The organism is Chryseobacterium vietnamense, from assembly GCF_031454475.1.
Lineage (GTDB): Bacteria > Bacteroidota > Bacteroidia > Flavobacteriales > Weeksellaceae > Chryseobacterium > Chryseobacterium vietnamense.
This window is the reverse complement of the sequence record NZ_JAVDQX010000002.1, coordinates 747,457-766,300: the sequence shown is the minus strand read 5'-3', so window position 1 is coordinate 766,300 and position 18,844 is coordinate 747,457. Positions and strand designations below refer to the sequence as shown.

At 36.7% G+C, this 18,844-nt stretch carries 13 protein-coding genes; 6 read left to right on the top strand and 7 right to left on the bottom strand.

Features of this window, described 5'->3' with window-relative positions; genetic code table 11:
- Nucleotides 1-37 precede the first annotated feature (37 nt).
- A complete protein-coding gene (locus J2786_RS12750) occupies nucleotides 38-2,380 on the bottom strand; it encodes a TonB-dependent receptor domain-containing protein (protein ID WP_047434418.1) in 2,343 nt (780 codons plus the stop codon).
- A gap of 93 nt (nucleotides 2,381-2,473) precedes the next feature.
- Here J2786_RS12750 and J2786_RS12745 point away from each other — a divergent pair, with 93 nt between their 5' ends.
- Complete coding sequence (locus tag J2786_RS12745) at nucleotides 2,474-5,275, top strand: GH92 family glycosyl hydrolase (RefSeq protein WP_047434420.1); 2,802 nt, start codon at nucleotides 2,474-2,476, stop codon at nucleotides 5,273-5,275.
- Between the two features lie 191 nt (nucleotides 5,276-5,466).
- Here J2786_RS12745 and J2786_RS12740 read toward each other — a convergent pair whose 3' ends face one another.
- Both J2786_RS12740 and J2786_RS12735 read right to left on the bottom strand, forming a co-directional pair.
- Nucleotides 5,467-6,189: a phytanoyl-CoA dioxygenase family protein gene (locus J2786_RS12740; RefSeq protein ID WP_310025444.1), complete on the bottom strand. Its 723-nt coding sequence runs from the start codon at nucleotides 6,187-6,189 to the stop codon at nucleotides 5,467-5,469.
- A 6-nt stretch (nucleotides 6,190-6,195) separates the two neighbouring features.
- Nucleotides 6,196-7,446 (bottom strand): dicarboxylate/amino acid:cation symporter, encoded by a 1,251-nt coding sequence (locus J2786_RS12735; RefSeq protein WP_047434424.1) that lies wholly within the window; start codon nucleotides 7,444-7,446, stop codon nucleotides 6,196-6,198.
- Nucleotides 7,447-7,666: 220 nt separating this feature from the next.
- Between J2786_RS12735 and J2786_RS12730 the strand changes: the two genes are divergently transcribed.
- The 4 genes from J2786_RS12730 (at nucleotide 7,667) to J2786_RS12715 (ending at nucleotide 13,546) form a co-directional block, all read left to right on the top strand.
- The gene (locus J2786_RS12730) at nucleotides 7,667-8,155 is read left to right on the top strand and encodes a BON domain-containing protein (RefSeq protein WP_047434427.1); all 489 of its coding nucleotides are present in this window, start codon (nucleotides 7,667-7,669) and stop codon (nucleotides 8,153-8,155) included.
- A gap of 6 nt (nucleotides 8,156-8,161) precedes the next feature.
- Nucleotides 8,162-8,581 carry an SH3 domain-containing protein gene (locus J2786_RS12725; RefSeq protein ID WP_047434430.1) on the top strand — a complete coding sequence of 140 codons (420 nt, stop codon included), beginning with the start codon at nucleotides 8,162-8,164 and terminating at the stop codon, nucleotides 8,579-8,581.
- Between the two features lie 96 nt (nucleotides 8,582-8,677).
- On the top strand, nucleotides 8,678-11,446 hold the full coding sequence (locus J2786_RS12720) for an outer membrane beta-barrel protein (RefSeq protein ID WP_047435876.1): 2,769 nt from the start codon (nucleotides 8,678-8,680) through the stop codon (nucleotides 11,444-11,446).
- Between the two features lie 240 nt (nucleotides 11,447-11,686).
- Complete coding sequence (locus J2786_RS12715) at nucleotides 11,687-13,546, top strand: CocE/NonD family hydrolase (RefSeq protein ID WP_047434433.1); 1,860 nt, start codon at nucleotides 11,687-11,689, stop codon at nucleotides 13,544-13,546.
- Between the two features lie 237 nt (nucleotides 13,547-13,783).
- On the opposite strand, the gene J2786_RS12710 is transcribed toward J2786_RS12715, so the two are convergent.
- From J2786_RS12710 to speB, 3 genes are all read right to left on the bottom strand, one after another.
- The gene (locus J2786_RS12710) at nucleotides 13,784-14,392 is read right to left on the bottom strand and encodes an alpha-ketoglutarate-dependent dioxygenase AlkB family protein (RefSeq protein ID WP_047434435.1); all 609 of its coding nucleotides are present in this window, start codon (nucleotides 14,390-14,392) and stop codon (nucleotides 13,784-13,786) included.
- Between the two features lie 280 nt (nucleotides 14,393-14,672).
- Nucleotides 14,673-15,515: a bifunctional helix-turn-helix domain-containing protein/methylated-DNA--[protein]-cysteine S-methyltransferase gene (locus J2786_RS12705; protein ID WP_082002023.1), complete on the bottom strand. Its 843-nt coding sequence runs from the start codon at nucleotides 15,513-15,515 to the stop codon at nucleotides 14,673-14,675.
- Nucleotides 15,516-15,585: 70 nt separating this feature from the next.
- Nucleotides 15,586-16,443, bottom strand: a complete 858-nt coding sequence (gene speB, locus J2786_RS12700; RefSeq protein WP_047434440.1) for an agmatinase — start codon at nucleotides 16,441-16,443, stop codon at nucleotides 15,586-15,588.
- A 203-nt stretch (nucleotides 16,444-16,646) separates the two neighbouring features.
- Here speB and J2786_RS12695 point away from each other — a divergent pair, with 203 nt between their 5' ends.
- Nucleotides 16,647-17,306, top strand: coding sequence for an HAD family hydrolase (locus tag J2786_RS12695; RefSeq protein WP_047434443.1), 660 nt, complete (start codon nucleotides 16,647-16,649; stop codon nucleotides 17,304-17,306).
- 71 nt (nucleotides 17,307-17,377) lie between these two features.
- Here J2786_RS12695 and J2786_RS12690 read toward each other — a convergent pair whose 3' ends face one another.
- A complete protein-coding gene (locus tag J2786_RS12690; RefSeq protein WP_047434446.1) occupies nucleotides 17,378-18,769 on the bottom strand; it encodes a type III PLP-dependent enzyme domain-containing protein in 1,392 nt (463 codons plus the stop codon).
- Nucleotides 18,770-18,844: the final 75 nt, after the last annotated feature.

The following is an 18,844-nucleotide window of genomic DNA, read 5'->3' as shown; positions in this document are numbered from 1 at the left end:
CAGAATGGCATGCATCAAATAATTTAAAGTAAGATGATCAATTGGCTCTGTTTTTTTCATCAAACTTTACGTTGCGGTCAGTTCCTTTTACTTTTTTGTTTCCAAAAGTATAGGTTGCGGATACGGTAAGTCTTCGGGCATCGTAATAATTGTTGTAAGAATGAGTTCCTGTGGTATAATAGATTTCCCCCTGGCTTTTCCCTTGTTTTAAGATATCGGAAACAAATACATTCAGCTGAAGGCTCTTTTCCATAAGATTCAGTTTCACCCCTGAGGTAAGATTTCCTGCAAACTTCATGTAGGAATTTCCGGAATTGGAAGGCAGACGGAACCAGTAGTTTAAGATTAACTGTACTGTTTTGCCGGAGTGGACCGATATATTATTCTGAAAATCAAAATCATAGCTACTCCCTTTTCTGGAAAGCGCATCGGTTGCAAAAACATCCGTACTCATATAAGAATAATTGGCGGCGTAATTCGCTTCCCATTTTTTGAAAAAAGTATCAGAATAATTCAGTGAAGCTCCCATACTATTCTGATTGTAGTAGTTTTCAAAAGTACTTATTCTGTTTTCTCCCTTCAGGTTTGCCAGCTGGCCAAATGCGTCCACTGTTCTCTGAAAATAGGCTGACGCGGATAATTTTCCTTTATAAACGTAGGAAAGCTCAAAATTATGATTGATAGAAGGCTTCAGGAAAGGATTTCCGGTAAAATAGGAATTGATATTGATGTACCAGCGGTAGGGATTAATCGCACGGAATCCCGGTCTGTTGATTCTCTTGGAATAATTCAGATTGAAAGTATGACTTTCATTGCTTTTATAGCTGATATAGGCCGTTGGGAAAAATTTCCCGTAAGAATTTTCAGTCTGCTGTCCTGAAGTTAAAGAATTTCCGTTGACCACAGAATATTCATAGCGTAAACCCGCCTTTGCAGACCATTTTTCATTGAATGCCTTTTCAAAACTGATGTAAGCTGCATAATTTTTCTCATTATATTCAAACTCATTGCTTTTCAAGGGATCAGTAATATATTGTCCGTTCGTTAAGTTCTGATAAAATATACTGGAATTATTATCAAAATTAGTGAATTTAACCCCAGTTTCTGTTTTTGCAAACTGATAAGGTAACGTAAGATCAGCTTGCCCCGAATAAATTTTATAATCTACCATAGAGGGCGATTTTACTACAAATCTGCCTCCCGAACTCTCTGTTGTAGTAAAATCAATAGTGGTTTCCGGAGTATTGGAAAAATAATTCCCTGTGATACTCAGCTTATTATCCTGTTTCCCGAATTTCAGATCATAATATGCACTGACAGTATGCTGTCTTCCTGTAGCTCTGTGCTCTGCATCAGTCAGGAGTGTATTGGTATAAATCCCATTCTGGAAATAGTTTGAAGTATTTCTGATATCCATATTGGAATGTCCGAATCCGAAATCGTAAATAAATCCGACATTGGATTTTTTACTTAACTGATAATCCAAACTTAAATTGGCACCAAGTCCATCCCCGAAATCTCTTCTGTTATCATTACTTTTAAGGCCATCTGCACCTTCTATCCAATAGTTTTCATAGGAGTGTTTTTCATTTTTATTCTGTCTCAGCTTTAAGGAAGAACGCAGTTTTTCGTTCTGATAATTTACGGTTACACTGTTTGAATTCCCGGTATAGGTTTGCTGCTGAAGACTGCTGGTAAGGCTTCCACTCCATCCCAGGTTTTGATTTTTCTTTAAAACAATATTGATCAGTCCGCTGTTTCCCTGCGCTTCATATTTGGCGGGAGGTGCTGTGATGACTTCAATTTTTTCTATATTTTCGGATCTGAGACTTTTGAGATAAGTAACCAGTTCAGCATCTGATAAATTCAGAATTCTGTCGTTAATCATTACTGCCACTCCACTTTTCCCAACAATGGAAACTCCGGTGTTATCATCTACTTTAACCAGAGGAGTCGTCGCAAGAGCATCCACCGCATCCATCCCCTGTGAGGCAACAGAATTGGATACATTGAAAACCAGTCTGTCTGCTTTTCTCTCTATCAGTTTTTTTCTGGCAGTAAGCGTAACCCCTTCAATTTGTTTTTCATTCTTTTTTTCAATAAAAAAGTCCTGTTTTACTGTTCCGTTAATAGCAATATCTTTATGGGATATTTCAATACCATCCTGGATAAGCCTGATGGTATAGTTTCCGTTTTCTGAAAGTTTCAACGAGTAATTTCCTTTTTCGTCTGAAATAGCAGTCTGCTGCTTCTGATTTTTTACTGCAACCACCTCAACGTAAGGAACAGCATTTCCGGTTTGGGTGATCTTCCCGGTTATACTTTGGGCCAATGCAGCTAAGGGCGACAGCATGATTACAGCAAGTAGTGTCTTCTTCATGAATTATATCGTTTTTAATAAGACAAACCGTAATGGACTTTTATTACATCACTTTTACTGTTTTTCAATATCTTCGTTCTTTAAAATCAAAACATGAAAAAAGGGCTTATTGCATTTTCCATATGTATCACTCAGATTATTTGCGCACAGAATTACTCTCAATATGTCAATCCCATGATAGGAACCGGAGGCCATGGCCACACTTTTCCGGGGGCAATTGTTCCTTTCGGGATGGTACAGCTTTCTCCCGATACGAGAATTGACGGAAGCTGGGATGGATGCAGCGGTTATCATTATTCAGATTCTGTGATCTATGGTTTTTCTCATACGCATTTAAATGGTACAGGAGTTTCAGATTATGGTGATATTATGCTGATGCCCACCATGGGGAATCCAAGCCTGAACAGCAAAGAGTATTCTTCAAAATTTTCGCATAAAAATGAAAAAGCAACAGCAGGATTTTATGCTGTCAAATTAGATAAAAACAATATCGATGTTCGCCTTACAACGACAAAAAGAGTCGGTTATCATGAATACACTTTTAACAATGCTGGCAATGCCAATATTATCTTAGACCTCAATCACAGGGATAAACTTCTGGAAGGTGAAGTAAAAATTATTGATGATACAACCATTGAGGTTTTCAGAAGAAGCGAAGCATGGGCTACCAACCAATACATTTATGCAAGAATTGAGTTTTCAAAACCTATGAAAATTTCAAAAAAAGAGGTCAATGGAAAAGAAGAAAGCAATCTTTTTACCGGAACAAAACTTGCCCTGGCATTTTCAGCCAACGTTAAAAAAGGAGAAAAGATCAGTGTAAAAGTCTCTCTTTCGCCTACAGGCTATGAAGGAGCAGGAAAAAATATGCTGGCAGAAGGACAGTCAAAAGATTTTGAAGCAGTAAAAAAGCAGGCACAATCGGAGTGGGATAAAGAACTTTCAAAAATGGAGGTGAAATCCGATGATAAAAACAAATTAGCCGTTTTTTATACTGCTCTCTACCATGTTTTCACACAACCCAATATCAATATGGATGTTGATGGAAAATACAGAGGCAGAGACAACAAATTGTATAATGCCAATGGTTTTGATTATTATACGGTATTTTCACTTTGGGATACCTTCAGAGGTGCTCATCCGCTAATGACTTTAATTGACAGAAAAAGAACTGCTGATTTTATCAATACCTTCATCAAACAATACGAACAGGGAGGAAAACTTCCGGTATGGGAACTGGCTTCCAATGAAACAGAATGTATGATTGGCTACCACTCCGTTTCTGTCATTGCTGATGCTATGGCCAAAGGAATTCAGGGGTTTGATTATGAAAAGGCATTTCAGGCAGCAAAAGCTTCAGCTATGCAGGATATTTTTGGTTTGAATGCGTATAAACAGAATCATTATATCAGCATAGATGATGAGCATGAAAGTGTTTCGAAAACCGTAGAATATGCTTATGATGACTGGTGTATTGCGCAGATGGCAAAAATTTTAGGCAAAAAGGAAGATTATCAGTATTTCATGAAACGTTCTCAGAACTGGAAAAACCTTTACAATCCCAAAACAGGGTTTATGCAGCCAAGAAAAAACGGAAACTGGTATGAACCTTTTGATCCGAGAGAAGTCAATAACAATTATACGGAAGGAAACTCATGGCACTATTCTTATTCTGTACAACAGGATATTCCAGGACTTATTGCAGCCCATGGAGGAAAAGAAAAATTTGAACAGTTCATTGATGCTATTTTTACCGCTCCTGATAAAACTACCGGAAGAGAACAAGTGGACATTACAGGATTAATGGGGCAATACGCCCAGGGAAATGAACCAAGCCACCACATTGCTTATCTGTACAATTTCGTAGATAAGCCAGAAAAAACAGATGCCAAAATAAAATATATCCTTGATAACTTTTATAAAAACACGCCCGACGGACTCATCGGAAATGAAGACTGCGGCCAGATGAGTGCATGGTATATTCTAAGTTCTATGGGAATTTATTCTGTAACTCCGGGATTACCGGAATGGGAAACCACAACACCTTATTTTGATGAAGTTAAAATTCATCTTGAAGACGGCACTACAAGAACGATTACCAAAAATACAGGAAGAGCAGAACTCAAAAAATTAGGATTCGAAAATGTAAAACCTGTTAAAGATTTTAAATATTCTGAACAAACCGCTTCCCCAGTAATTGCCGCAGACAGAATTTTTGATTTTTCTACCAAAATAGAAATCACTCCACTGCATCCAAACGACAAAGTATATTATATGACGATGGATGACAGTGACAGCAATAAAAGAAAGACGTTCTCAACTTATAAAGGACCATTCTCCATCACTAAAACCACTCAGGTAATGGCTTATGCTGAAAGAAACGGAGAAAAAAGTTCTGTAACAACCGCTTATTTCAACAGAAGACCCAATTATTGGGATATTAATATTCTGTCAAAAGTAACTCCTCAATACAGTGCCACTGGAAATCTTGCTCTTATCGACGGAATCAGGGGAGATGTCAATTGGAGAAAAGGAGAATGGCAAGGATATCAGGGGCAAAATTTTGAAGCTATTGTTGATTTTAAATCCCCCCAGAATATAAAAGCATTATCTTCCACCTATCTTCAGGACAGCAGAGCATGGATTATGATGCCTAAGAAAGTAGAATATTATGCTTCCATGAACGGAAAAGATTTTGTTCTTCTTAAGACGGTTGACAACAACATCGATCCAAAGGATGAAAAAGTACAGATTAAAGACTTTTCTACTGAAATTCTTCCTACCGAAGCCCGATACATCAAAGTAAAAGCGTACTACTTCGGAAAACTTCCGGAATGGCACCAGGGAGCAGGAGGTGATGCGTATATCTTTATTGATGAGATTGGAATAAAGTAAAGAAGATGGGAGAAGGGAGATGGAAGTTCCGATTTGACTAATTACTTCCTGAAGTCGTTTGTCAGAGAATTTGATTTTCAAAAATTTAAATAGACTAATGTTAGTACTCAGGCTTTCAGAAACTTCCTTCTTCCAGCATCCATCTTCCAGCAATAAAAATGCCCTTCGAAAATTCGAAGGGCATTTTTTTATCAATTCATTCTTTCCGACCATTGCAGGACCTCCGGAAGTTCCATGTCAGAAAATTCGATGTGGATGACTCTTCTTTTCTTTCCATTGGTGGTTCGGTTGGAACCGTGAAGTGTTAAAGGTTTCATCAGCATAATCCCCCCTTTTTTTACATTGCAGATTTCTTCGGTTTCTACAGTCCAATCAATAGTCTCGGGTCTGTAAATGCCTTTTGCATGAGATTGTGGAACCACTTTCAGCGCTCCGTTGTTTTCATCGGTATCATCCAGATGGATTCTGATGGTATAGATATTTTCCAAAACGTTGAGTGGTGGCTGTACTGCGAACTGATTTTGTTTGGTAGTCCATGGGCCGAAACCTGCCAATTCCAGTTTTTTATCTACAGAAATAGTCAGATCCTGATGATAAGCTACATACCAGTTGGAGGTTTCAGGCTTATCAAAATAGATGCTTTTAACTACAAAATATTTTTCTCCGAAGATTTCCTTTATCACTTTCCTGATATTTTCATTAAACACAAGGTCTTTGATTTCAGGAACTTCTTTTAAAAACTGTCTTATGGCAAAAAGGTCTTCAGACTTTCTGAAATTTTCTTTAGAGGTGTCAATATTTTTCAGCACAAGATTGATATCTTCTAACCCTTTCTGCAAAAACACATTATTAATAACAGCAAAGCCATATTCTTCAATATGGCTTTTATGATTTTTTAAGTTATTTAAACTCATTGATATTTAAATTTTGTCTAATGGTTCAGTTAATTGTCCTTCCCATTTTGAAACCGCTGTAGTTGCCAGTGTATTTCCCAATACGTTGGTCATACTTCTACCCATATCACAGAAATGGTCAATAGGTAAAATCAAAGCAATTCCTTCCGGCGGAATCCCGAACATGGAACAGGTTGCTACGATAATTACCAGAGAAGCTCTCGGAACTCCTGCAATTCCTTTTGAAGTAAGCATTAATACCAAAAGCATGGTAATCTGCTGTCCAAGAGTCATTTCAATTCCGTAGATCTGAGCAATGAAAATTGAAGCAAATGTCATATACATCATACTTCCATCCAGATTGAATGAATATCCTAAAGGTAAGATAAAAGAGACTACTCTGCTGTTACATCCGAATTTCTCAAGTTCTTCAACTAATTTCGGGAATACTGCTTCTGAACTTGTGGTAGAGAAAGCAATCAGCAATGGTTCTTTAATTCTTTTTAAAAGGTCAAAAAGACGGTTTCCTAAGATGAAATATCCTACCAATAAAAGGACCAGCCAAAGCACTCCTATAGCAAAGAAGAAGTCTCTTAAATAAATAGCATATACTTTAAAGATTTCAAACCCATTGGTGGCCACTACAGCTGCAATAGCTCCCAATACTCCAAGCGGCGCAAACCACATGATATATCCTACCATTTTAAGGATCGCATGAGCAATGATATCAAAAAGCTTTACTACAGGTTTAGCATATTCTTCTCCTAAATTAGCCAGTGCAACTCCGAACATTACCGCAAATACAACAATCTGCAGTACTTCATTGGTGGCGAAGGCTTCAAATAAACTTTTAGGAATCATGTGTTTTACAAAGTCTTCCATAGAAAAACTTTTGCTGCTTTTAAGAAGTTCATCAGCAGAGGCAACATCCTGAATCGGTAATTTTGTGACATGCCCCGGCTCCAGCCAGTTAACGAGGATCAACCCGATAAAAAGGGAAATCAGAGAAGCGGAAATAAACCAAAGCATGGCTTTTGTACCTACTCTTCCGATCATTTTGATATCACTCATTTTGGCAATCCCCACTACTAACGTCGTAAAAACCAATGGAGCAATGATCATCTGTACCAATCTGATAAAAACTGTTCCCAGCAGTTTTATATTTTTAGAAAATGGTTCTGCACTATCCGGATAGCTCACGTGTACAATACCTCCAATTCCTACACCCAGAAGAAGGGCAATGATAATTGCTATAAAAAGTTTATTCTGTCCTTTCATATATATAGTTCAATTTGCGCAAATATAATGGTTTTTCAATTGGCAGACGATTTTATTCTATAGAGTTGAATTTTGCATTAAGTTTTTAATCCCTGAAAATTAAAACCCTGGTTTAGAAAATATTGTAAAAAAATTAAGAAACATTTATTGAATTTTTATTCTTTTGGTACAAATTTTATTATTACATTTGAGTGTATAACAACATTAATAAATATACAATATGAAAAAAACTATTGCAATGGCTGCATTAGCTGTAGCTGTATCTTTCGGTGCTATTTCTTGTAAAAAGAAAGTTTCTGATGCCGACCTTCAGACTCAGGCTACAACTATAGTAACTTCTAATCCCAATGCTTCTGTTGAAGTAAAAGAAGGTGTAGCTCACTTAAGCGGTACTTTCGCAGATCAACAGTCTAAAGACGCAATGATTGCAAAATTAAAAGCAATCAGTGGAGTAAAAGACGTAATGGATATGTCTACTATAGCAGCTGCTCCTGCTCCTGCACCAGTGGAAACTACTTCTGCTGTAGATCCTGCTGTTCAGAAAAAAGTTCAGGATGCGGTGAAGGATTTCCCTTCTGTAAAAGTAGAAGTTGTAAACGGACAGCTTACGCTTACAGGAAATGTTTCCGGCCTACAGGCTAGAAAAATCAAAGAATCTGTAGATGCTTTGAAAATCGGAAAGTATAACAACAACCTAATCGTAAAATAATTTAAGATGAGCGAATTACAAGATAAATATTCAAGCGTAGTTTCAGCAGCTCAGTCTGCAGGGATTTCCAATCTTCAGGTTCAGGAGCAGGACGGAATTCTTTATGTTTCCGGAAATGCTTCCAATACTGCAGCTAAAGATGCTGTATGGAACGCTTTAGGAGCTATTGATTCTACTTATTCTGCTTCAGATATCAATATTGATGTACAGGTTGCAGGTCTTTCTTCAGGAGCTTCTTTAACAGTAGCAACGGAAGAATCTAATCTTAACATCAGACAGGAGCCTTCTACTGAAGCTGCCGTTGTAGGTAAAGCTGCCAAAGGTTCTTCTGTAACGCTTATTGAGCAAACTTCTGATGACTGGTGGAAAGTAAAAAATGCTGACGGCCAGGAAGGATATGCTTATTCAAGATATTTAAGAGCATAATTTTTATTAAAAAATAATAAATTTTCACAAAAAAAGCATAGAAACATCCCAATTTTGGGATGTTTTTATATTTTTACGGCTCTGAAAAAAAAACTAATGAAGAAAACTCTGTTGCTATTGACTTTGATGTTCACAGTCATTATTCTGCACGCCCAAAAACTACACATTGACGGAAAAATATCCGATTCTGAAAAGAAAGCGATAGAAAATGCCACCGTCTATCTTTTGAAACAAAAAGATTCATCCATTATCAATTACACAGCCACGAACAAGGAAGGTAAGTTTTCTCTGAAGATTGATGAAATGAAAGAACCTTCCATTCTGAAGATTGATGCGGATAAACTATCTTCCTATTCAAAAAAATTCGAAAAAATAGATCAGTCATTATCTCTGGGAGATATTCAGCTGGAGAAGCAAGGGATTGTGAATGCTATTGATGAGGTAAAAATCACAGTTTCTCCGGTAAAAATTAAAAAAGATACCATTGAATTTAATGCTGCCGCTATCAAAGTACGTCCGGACAGTAAAATTGAAGAACTTCTGAAACAGATCCCCGGCGTAGAGATCAGCAATGAAGGAAAGATTACCGTGAATGGAAAAGAAGTAGATCAAATCATGATTAACGGTAAGCCATTCTTTGATAAAGACGGTAAAATTGCCCTTCAGAATTTACCTGCAGATATTATCAAAAATATTCAGTTTACCACCACCAAGACCAAGGAGGAAGAACTCAGCGGAAAAGCAGCCAAATCTCAGAATACCACCATCAATTTTAATATTGATGAAAAGAAAAATAAAGGTTTACTGACAAGACTTACGGTCGGCTATGGATCAGATAAGCGATATGAAGCAAGCGGACTGGCCAGTTATTTTAAAGGAGATACGAAAATAAGTCTGTTGGCTTCTTCCAACAACATCAATTCACAGGGATTTTCGAGAGATGAGGTTTTTGACAGTATGGGAAATGGCCGGAATGCCTGGATGATGCAGGGAGGATCTGTCTCCACGGTAGGAAATGTAACTTACTATAGCCAGGGTGGCGGTGCAAAAGGAATTCAAAGGTCTACAACAATTGGATTAAACTATAGTGACAAGCTGGGAAAAGATGCTGACCTGGATTCTTTCAGTCTGATGCACTCTGATTCTAATATGGAAACAAGATCTAAAGTTTCAAGATCTACCCTTCTGCCCAATTACACCCTTCAGACCAATTCTGAAAGTAACGGAGAAAATGAATCCAAACAATACAATTTTGATACTTCGGCTAAAATTAAATTAGATTCCATGACAAGTATCTACCTTTCTCCAAGGTTTACAAAAAACAGCAGCTTCAGTTTCAATAATTCAAGATCTTCTTCTTTAAGGAATGGCAGTCTTCTGAATGAAAGTAATGCTTATTCAAGTAATGATTCGGAAAGCAACTCATTTAATCCATACCTCTACTTTTCAAGAAAATTCAAGAAAAAAGGGCGTTCGATTTCAGCGAATATGAACAGTTCTATTTCCGAATCTAAAAGAGATAACCTGAACCAGTCTCAAAACACGTTCTATCAACCTAATGGAACAACAGTAGACAACAGGGATCAATTAGCCAGAAATAAAAATCAGAACAGCAGTTTTAATTTTACTGCCGGATATACAGAACCTGTCTCCGATTCTTCAAGTGTAAGTTTTGAAGTAAAATATGAAACAAGATCTGCCAGAGATTTGAGAAATGTAAACGATTTTGATAATACGACAGGAGATTACACCAAATTCAATCAGCTTTTATCCAACAATATGAAGCAAAGAATTAATCAGATCTCTCCTGAGTTCACCTACCAGCTTAATAAAAAGAAACTGAATTTCTGGGCTTCCATGAATCTTGATATTTCAGATATGAAGGTAAATTCTATCTATAACGGACAGCAATATGATCTGCAGAAAAATTTTGTACTGCCCCAATATAATGTCAATCTTTACTATCAGCTGAGTGAAGGAAAAACCTTAAACATTTACAACTATTCCAACTTCACCATTCCCACCGCAGAACAACTGACTCCGTATAAAGATGAATCAAACCCCTTGATTACCTATCAGGGAAACCCAAATTTGAAAAATACCTGGACCAACAATCTTTATCTCTATTTCAGTAATTATAACAAAGTAAAAGATCTCAGCTACTATTTCAATATTGGTTTTACGTACAGAAATAATGACATCATCAATTTTTCTACCTATGATAATGCAGGAAAACAGGTGATCACTTACGACAATGTAAGCGGAAACAAAAGCATCAATGCCGGTGCAGGTTTCAGTAAAACCCTGAAATGGGAAAATAACAAACTTACCATCAACCCGAGATTCAATATGAATTATGCTTACAATAACGGTTTTATAGACGGCCAGAATTTTACCAGCAACACCTATAGTCTTAATCCGGGTCTTAATCTGATCTATGAGATTAAAGATAAAATGACCATCAAGCCTTCTTACAGACTTGGATACAATTTTTCAAATTATACCAATTACAATGTAACGAATGTAAATACAGCCAATCAATCCTTAAAACTGGAACTGACTAATTATATGCTGCAGGGAAGGTTTGTATTTGGGAATGATTTTGAATACAATACCAATTCCAATATTGCTCCCGGCTTTAAAAAGGATTTTTATTTCTGGAATACCAGTCTTGGATATTCATTCTATAAAAAGCAGTTTACAGCAAAGGTGAAAATCTATGATGTACTCAATCAAAATCAAAGTGTAAGAAGAACCATCACCGATTCTTATTTTGAAGACCGTGAAGATCTTATCCTGAAACGCTATATCATGTTTTCCATCAGCATGAAACTGAATAAGTTTGCAGGAAAAAAAATGCAGTAATGCAACACCATACTTTTATATATATATTTTTGACAACAGCCGGATATTTCCGGCTTTTTTTATGAATAACCTAAACTTAACCCCCGAACACCATTACAACTGAAGATGTAATATTCCCATCCTCCGGAGGGGTGGCAAAAATTCAAAGAATTTTTGACGGGGTGGTTTTTACACTAACCTTTTAAACAAGATATACAGATAAACCTATTTTTATTTTTAAATTAGCAGCAAATTTTTTTTATGAAGATCCATATTTCAGTATTATGTATTCTTTTTTTCATTCTAGGAAAAGCCCAGAAAACGGAACAGAAAGATACTTTCGTTAAAGATAATTTCACCAAGAAAGAATTTTATATTCCAATGCGTGATGGAGTGAAGCTTTTTACAGCAGTGTATATCCCAAAAGATATATCAAACAAAAACAAATATCCGTTTCTGATGCAGAGAACCTGCTACAGCATCGCCCCTTACGGAGAAAGTGAATATAAAACGAAGGTAGGTCCCAACGCCTATCTGATGAAAGACAAGTATATTTTTGTGTATCAGGATGTACGCGGAAGATATATGAGTGAAGGTACTTTTACCAATATGACTCCACAGGTAGAACGTAAAACAAAAAAAGATGTTGATGAAAGTACAGATACCTATGATACCATAGAATGGCTTTTGAAAAACATCAAGGACAATAATGGTAAAGCAGGTCAGTTCGGGACATCTTATCCCGGATTCTATACTGCTGTAGGAACGTTGTCACAACACCCAGCTTTGGTAGCTTCTTCACCACAGGCACCCATTTCTGATTTCTGGAATGACGATTTCCTTCACAACGGAAGATTTATGCTGGGATATTTCAGAACCTTCCCGGTTTTTGGGGTTCAGAAAACACAGCCGGAAAAACAGGCTTGGTATATGGATTCTTTCATCAAGCAGACTTCTGAGGATGGCCTGAAATTTTACAGAGATATGGGTACGCTGAAAGACGGATATGAAAAATATTACAAGAATAATTTCTTCATGACAGAAATTATGAATCATACCAACTATGATGAATTCTGGCAAAAAAGAGGACTTCTTCCTCATCTTAAAAATATCAACCATGCTGTCATGACTGTTGGCGGATGGTTTGATGCAGAAGATCTTTCCGGACCATTAAATATCTATAAAACCATCGAAAAAACCAGCCCTAAAGCCAAAAACACGATCGTAATGGGCCCTTTCTCTCATGGTGGCTGGTCTCAGGAACAGGGAAAACATTTCCATAGTGAAACGTATTTTGGGGATAGTATTGCTACCTATTACCAGAAAAATATTGAAACAAAATTCTTCAATCATTACCTGAAAGGCAATACTAAAGAAGATGCAGGACTTCCTGAAGCGCTGATGTATGACACCGGTGCTAAAGAATGGAAAGAATTTGCTTCTTATCCGCCTAAAAATGCTCAGAAAGTAAACTTCTATCTGGCTGATAAAACTTTGAAAAAATCATCAGGACAAGGATATTCTGAATATTACAGTGACCCTGACAATCCTGTTTTAAGTTCAGATCATTTAAAAGATTTCAATGGTTTCACTCCAAAAAATTATATGTCGGAAGACCAGAGGTTTGCTGTAGGAAGACCTGATGTATTAACCTTTACTACAGATGTTCTGACTGAAGATATTACATTTGCAGGAGAGATCATGGCCAAACTGAATATTGCTTCCACATCCACAGATGCTGATTTTGCAGTAAAACTGATTGACGTTTATCCTGAAGATTTCAAGCCTGCAGAAAAGAAGGACGGGGTGATCTATGGAAACTATCACCAGATGGTAAGAAGTGAAATTATGCCTGCAAGATTCAGAAATACCAAAGAAAAGGGAGAAGCTCTGGTTCCTAACCAAAAAACGGCTGTTAATTTCAGACTTCAGGATGTGGTTCATACCTTCAAAAAAGGACATAAAATCCAGATTCAGATCAGCAGTACGTGGTTCCCGCTTTTTGCAGTCAACCCGCAGAAATTTATGGATAATCCGAATTTTGCCAATAAAGAGGATTATACCAAAGCGTTTATTAAAGTATATGATGACAGCTCTATTGAAGCTGAAGTTTTAAAATAAATTGAAAAAGCTGTTCAGACGAACAGCTTTTTATTTTTGAATACTTACAGTTTATTTTTTAGGTTTTGGCTAAAGCCAGATGCATGTTGATTTATTTGATAAGTGGGCTAAAGCCCACTTCTATTGATGGAAACAGTAAGCTATCTTTATATTTAAAGTAATTAGCTTACGGTCAGATAAAGTAGTATTGAGACTCCTACGGAGTAACAAAGATTGAGAATAAAGTGCCTCAAAAAACTATTCTTCAATGGTTCTGAAGGTCAGATTTACTCTGGGAGTATTCACTTTTGTAGTGGGTGGAAGTCTGTGAAGCCAATTGTCCTGTGTAGTCCCTTTCATAATTAATAAGCTTCCGTTTTCAAGGAATACTTCGGCCTTTTCTTTGGTTGTTTTATGTTTGAATAAAAATTTTCTTTCAGCACCAAAAGTCAGAGAGGCAATAGCTCCGTGTTTCTTCAGATCTGTTTCACCATCGCTGTGGTAAGCCATGCCTTCACTTCCGTCGTGGTATAAATTGAGCAGACATGAATTGTAGGTTTCCCCCGAAACTTCTTCACATTTTTTCTTCAGTTCCAATAGCTCAGGAGTCCAGAATTTGGCATATTTTGTTCTTTTCGAATAGGTATATTCAAAAGCTTTCTCTCCGAACCAGGCTACTTTTCTTTTGGTTAAAATCAGTTTTCCAAAAATTAATGCTTCATCATTCTCCCACGGAATCTGGTTGAGCAGATAATCATAGTAAAAATCCGATTTTTCTTTGGAGAAAACCTTGCCGTAATAATGGACTGTTCCATCGTGTGGAAGTATATTAAGGGGATAATCGGATATTTCTTCGAATAGACTCATCATGATTTTTAATTACATGTTTTTATTATTAAACACAAATGACACCAATATCTTTCACAAATAACACGAATTCAGATCAATAAAACTCAAATTTAATATTTTCGACCGCAAAAGGCACAAATCTTTTATATTTAAACACAAATGGCACCAATGTTTTTCACAAATGACACAAATCTTTATATCAATAGGAATGGGCTTTAGCCCATTTAACAAAAATAATCTAATCCATTGGCTTTAGTCAAAACTTAATAATTGTAGAATCCTTTTGTAGTAAAATATTCTACGAGTAAATATGGGATCCTTCCCAACCCACAATAAGCTGCTTCCTATCGCTTCCCCATCTGTAGCCTCCCAGATGCCCTGTAGCCTGAATCACACGATGACAAGGTATCAGAAAAGCAACCGGGTTACTTCCAATAGCCGTTCCCACAGCTCTGGAAGCTTTAGGATTTCCTATTTTTTCAGCAAGATTGCCATAAGTTGACAGTTTTCCCATTGGAATAGTCAACAGACTTTCCCATACTTTCAGCTGAAAATCGGTTCCTTTTAAATGTAATTTTATCGTATTGAGTTTTGTCCAGTCTTTATCGAATATGGACAGTGCATTCTTTTGAAGCGCATCATGTTTTTCAATAAAAGAAGCATTGGGGAACTTTTGTTTCAGCTCCCCGAATGCTTTTTCTTTATCGTCTTCAAAAGCCATATAGCAGATTCCTTTTTCTGTAGAAGCTACTAATAAATTCCCGAAAGGACTTTCGGAAAAACTGTAATGGATATTAAGGCTTTTTCCTCCGTTTTTATATTCTGCCGGAGACATTCCTTCTATTTTTACAAACAGGTCGTGAAGCCTGCTGGTACTGGAAAATCCTGTCTCATATGCAGTATCAAACAAACTTGCTTTTTCTTCCTTCAATAAATTTTTAGCATGTTCAAGACTGATGAACTGCAAAAATTTTTTCGGACTTGTTCCCGCCCAATCTGTAAAGATTTTCTGAAAATGAGCCGGACTCAGGTGAATATTCTCTGCCACTTCCTCCAAACTTGGCTGAAGCCTGAAATTGCGCTGGATATATTCTATCGCTTTGGCAATTCTGTTATAATCTATCTGACTTTGTGTGGACATCATACTATTGTTTTTACCTCACAAATTTCCAAAGAATATACGGCAGAAAAAATCCGATTCTTGCGGAATATTAGTTGTTGTTATAAATATCGTTATAAGCAAGCATTTTATAATATAACTTAGCTGCAAGGAAAGCGGTTGGCTTAGCCATTGGAGAATCCATTAATTCTACAATATCAAATGCTACTACATTACATTTTTCAAATACTTTTCTTAATAATTCAAGTGTTGGATACCATTGTAATCCACCTGGCTCAGGAGTTCCTGTAGAAGGAGCAATTGAAGGATCAAAAGCATCAAGGTCTATAGTAATATATACGTTTCCTGAAACTTTTTCCAATACATCATTCACCCAGTTTTCGTTGTTCGCAATCTCGTGAGCAAAGAATACCCTTCCTTCCGGTAAATACTGAGCTTCTTCAGCATCCATAGAACGGATTCCCACCTGAACTAAGTTATGTTTCTGATTAGCTTCAAACACTGCACAGGCATGGTTAGAAGTAGAACCGTGGAATTCAGGACGTAAGTCTGTATGAGCATCCAGCTGAAGAACGGTAAGGTTTTCAAATTTCTCTCCTACTGCACGGATAGAACCGATAGACACAGAGTGTTCACCTCCAAATAAAGTAAATACTTTCCCTTCGTGATTCAAAAGTTCTTTTGTTTTCTGATAAACGGCTTCCGTCATTGCTTCCGGAGTAGAATTTTCAGAAACTTCTCCTGCTAAGTAAACTCCTTGTAGATAAGGTTCTGTTTGAGTTTCAATATCGTAAAGCTCCATGTTTTCAGAAGCGTCTAAGAATAATTCCGGACCTTTATCAGCTCCTTTTCCCCATGTTGAAGTTCCATCATAAGGAACCGTTACCAACATTACCTTTGAATTCTCTAACGTTGCGTTTTCCTCGGGAATTCCTGCGTATGTTCTCATGCTTTATTTAAAAATTTTAATGTTTTAAAATTGAAATATGACCACAAAGATACGAAGAGTTTATGAGTTGGAGAGTAAGAGCGCCGGAGAGTTTATGAGTTACAAACCTGCAACCTATCATCTATCATCTATCATCTATCATCTATCACCTCTTCCCTTTCCACTTTCAACTCAAATAGCTATTTTTGTACAAAACTCATAATATGCCTTTAAAAGCTGTACTTTTCGATATGGATGGGGTCATTGTAGATACGGAACCATTACACAGAAAAGCTTATTTCAAAACGTTTGATGAATTGGAAATTGCTGTTTCCGAAGAATTATATACCTCTTTTACCGGAGCATCCACCAAGAGAGTCTCTGAAACCTTGATTAATGAATTTAATTTAAATCATACTTACGAAACAATTGCAGGAATCAAAAGGTCTCATTTCAAAGATTATTTTTATAATGATGATGAGTTCGACTTAATTCCTGGAGTAAGAAAACTGATCGAGCATTATCACGAAAACGGACTCAAGCTGATTCTGGCTTCTTCTGCAACGATGGTAACCATCAATATGGTTTTTGAAAAATTCGGACTGGAGCAATATTTCAGCGGGAAGATCAGCGGAGCAGATTTAAAGGAATCAAAACCTCATCCTGAAGTTTTTCTTTTAGCTGCAGAAATGTCAGGAGAACCTGTGGAAAACTGTATGGTGATTGAAGATTCTACCAATGGAATTCTGGCGGCCCACAGAGCAAAAATTTTCTGTGCAGCGTACAGAAGCCCACATTCCAAAAATCAGGATTACACGTTGGCGGACACTGTGATTTCTGATTATGAAGATCTGGAAATTGATAAAATTTCAAAATATTTTTAAATAAAAAGCTCTCAGAAAAATCTGAGAGCTTTTGTTTTGTATATGTTTTGGCGAAAAGCCAATTGACTTTTTTAATACCCAAGAAGTTTCAATACATCTTCCGGTTCCTGTTTTTCACGGAAAATTTCGTATTGCAATTCACCGTTTTCATCTTTCTGAATCAGGACGTGTCTTGGCTGAGGCATCAGACAGTGGTGTACTCCACCGTACCCTCCGATAGTTTCCTGATAAGCTCCGGTGTGGAAAAATCCGATATACAAAGGTTTTGTATCACTGAAAACAGGTAAATAAATCGCATTGGTATGCTGTTCAGAGTTATAATAATCATCCGAATCACAAGTCAGTCCTCCTAAGAATACCCTTTCATATGTATCTTCCCAACGGTTAAGCGGAAGCATGATAAAGTGTCTTGAAATAGCCCATGTATCAGGAAGCGTGGTCATGAATGAAGAATCAATCATATTCCACTTTTCTCTGTCATTCTGACGTTTCTGAGAAATGATTTTATAAAGATTCGCGCCACTTTCCCCTACCGTAAAGCTTCCGAACTCAGTATAGATATTAGGTTCTTCTACCCCTTCCTCTTCACAGAATTTTTTGATCTGAGAAACGATTTCTTCCACCATATACTGATAGTCATAATCAAAGTTCAGAGAAGTTTTGATTGGAAAACCACCACCGATGTTCAGTGAATCCACTTCAGGAGCAATTTTCTTCAAACGTGCATATACACGAAGACATTTGTACAATTCATTCCAGTAGTAAGAAGTATCTTTAATCCCGGTATTGATGAAGAAGTGAAGCATTTTCAATCTTGCATTCGGGTGTTCCGCGATCTTCTGACTGTAGTAAGGAATGATATCTTTATATCCGATCCCTAATCTTGAGGTATAGAATTCGAACTTCGGTTCTTCCTCTGATGCAATTCTGATTCCGATATTAAAGGTAGAATCGATGCTTTCCGTAAGTTTATCCAATTCTCTGTAATTATCAAGAATCGGAGTAATATTTTCAAAACCGCTGTTGATCATATCTGAAATCTTTGCCAGATAATCATCAGTCTTGAAACCATTACAGATGACTTCAATATTTTTATCTACTTTCTCTTTTTCATAAAGAGACTTTACAATATCCATGTCATAAGCAGAAGAAGTTTCTATTGAAATATCATTTTTCAATGCTTCTTCCAATACAAAATTAAAATGACTGGATTTTGTGCAGTAGCAGTAGGTATAATTCTTTCTATATTCGGTTTTTTCAAAAGCTTCTTTAAACCAGCTTTTTGCTTTCTGAATATTTTGAGAAATTCTCGGCAGATAGCTAATCTTTAGCGGAGTGCCAAATTGTTCAACTACGTCCATCAGTGGAACGTCGTGAAACAACAAATTGTTCTCAGAAACATTAAATTCCTCAGTAGGAAAATATAATGTCTGATCAATAAGTTCCGAGTACTTTATTTTCATTTCTAAACAAGTGAATTAAGAAATGCAAAATTGCTAAAAAACTTTCATTTTTAGGTGTTAAAATTATTATAATTT

Coding starts and splice junctions, on each gene's coding strand:
- J2786_RS12730 (WP_047434427.1), top strand. CDS start 7,667: ATGAAAAAAACTATTGCAATGGCTGCATTAGCTGTAGCTGTATCTTTC.
- J2786_RS12695 (WP_047434443.1), top strand. CDS start 16,647: ATGCCTTTAAAAGCTGTACTTTTCGATATGGATGGGGTCATTGTAGAT.
- J2786_RS12720 (WP_047435876.1), top strand. CDS start 8,678: ATGAAGAAAACTCTGTTGCTATTGACTTTGATGTTCACAGTCATTATT.
- J2786_RS12690 (WP_047434446.1), bottom strand. CDS start 18,769: ATGAAAATAAAGTACTCGGAACTTATTGATCAGACATTATATTTTCCT.
- J2786_RS12715 (WP_047434433.1), top strand. CDS start 11,687: ATGAAGATCCATATTTCAGTATTATGTATTCTTTTTTTCATTCTAGGA.
- J2786_RS12745 (WP_047434420.1), top strand. CDS start 2,474: ATGAAAAAAGGGCTTATTGCATTTTCCATATGTATCACTCAGATTATT.
- J2786_RS12710 (WP_047434435.1), bottom strand. CDS start 14,392: ATGAGTCTATTCGAAGAAATATCCGATTATCCCCTTAATATACTTCCA.
- speB (WP_047434440.1), bottom strand. CDS start 16,443: ATGAGAACATACGCAGGAATTCCCGAGGAAAACGCAACGTTAGAGAAT.
- J2786_RS12735 (WP_047434424.1), bottom strand. CDS start 7,446: ATGAAAGGACAGAATAAACTTTTTATAGCAATTATCATTGCCCTTCTT.
- J2786_RS12740 (WP_310025444.1), bottom strand. CDS start 6,189: ATGAGTTTAAATAACTTAAAAAATCATAAAAGCCATATTGAAGAATAT.
- J2786_RS12750 (WP_047434418.1), bottom strand. CDS start 2,380: ATGAAGAAGACACTACTTGCTGTAATCATGCTGTCGCCCTTAGCTGCA.
- J2786_RS12725 (WP_047434430.1), top strand. CDS start 8,162: ATGAGCGAATTACAAGATAAATATTCAAGCGTAGTTTCAGCAGCTCAG.
- J2786_RS12705 (WP_082002023.1), bottom strand. CDS start 15,515: ATGTCCACACAAAGTCAGATAGATTATAACAGAATTGCCAAAGCGATA.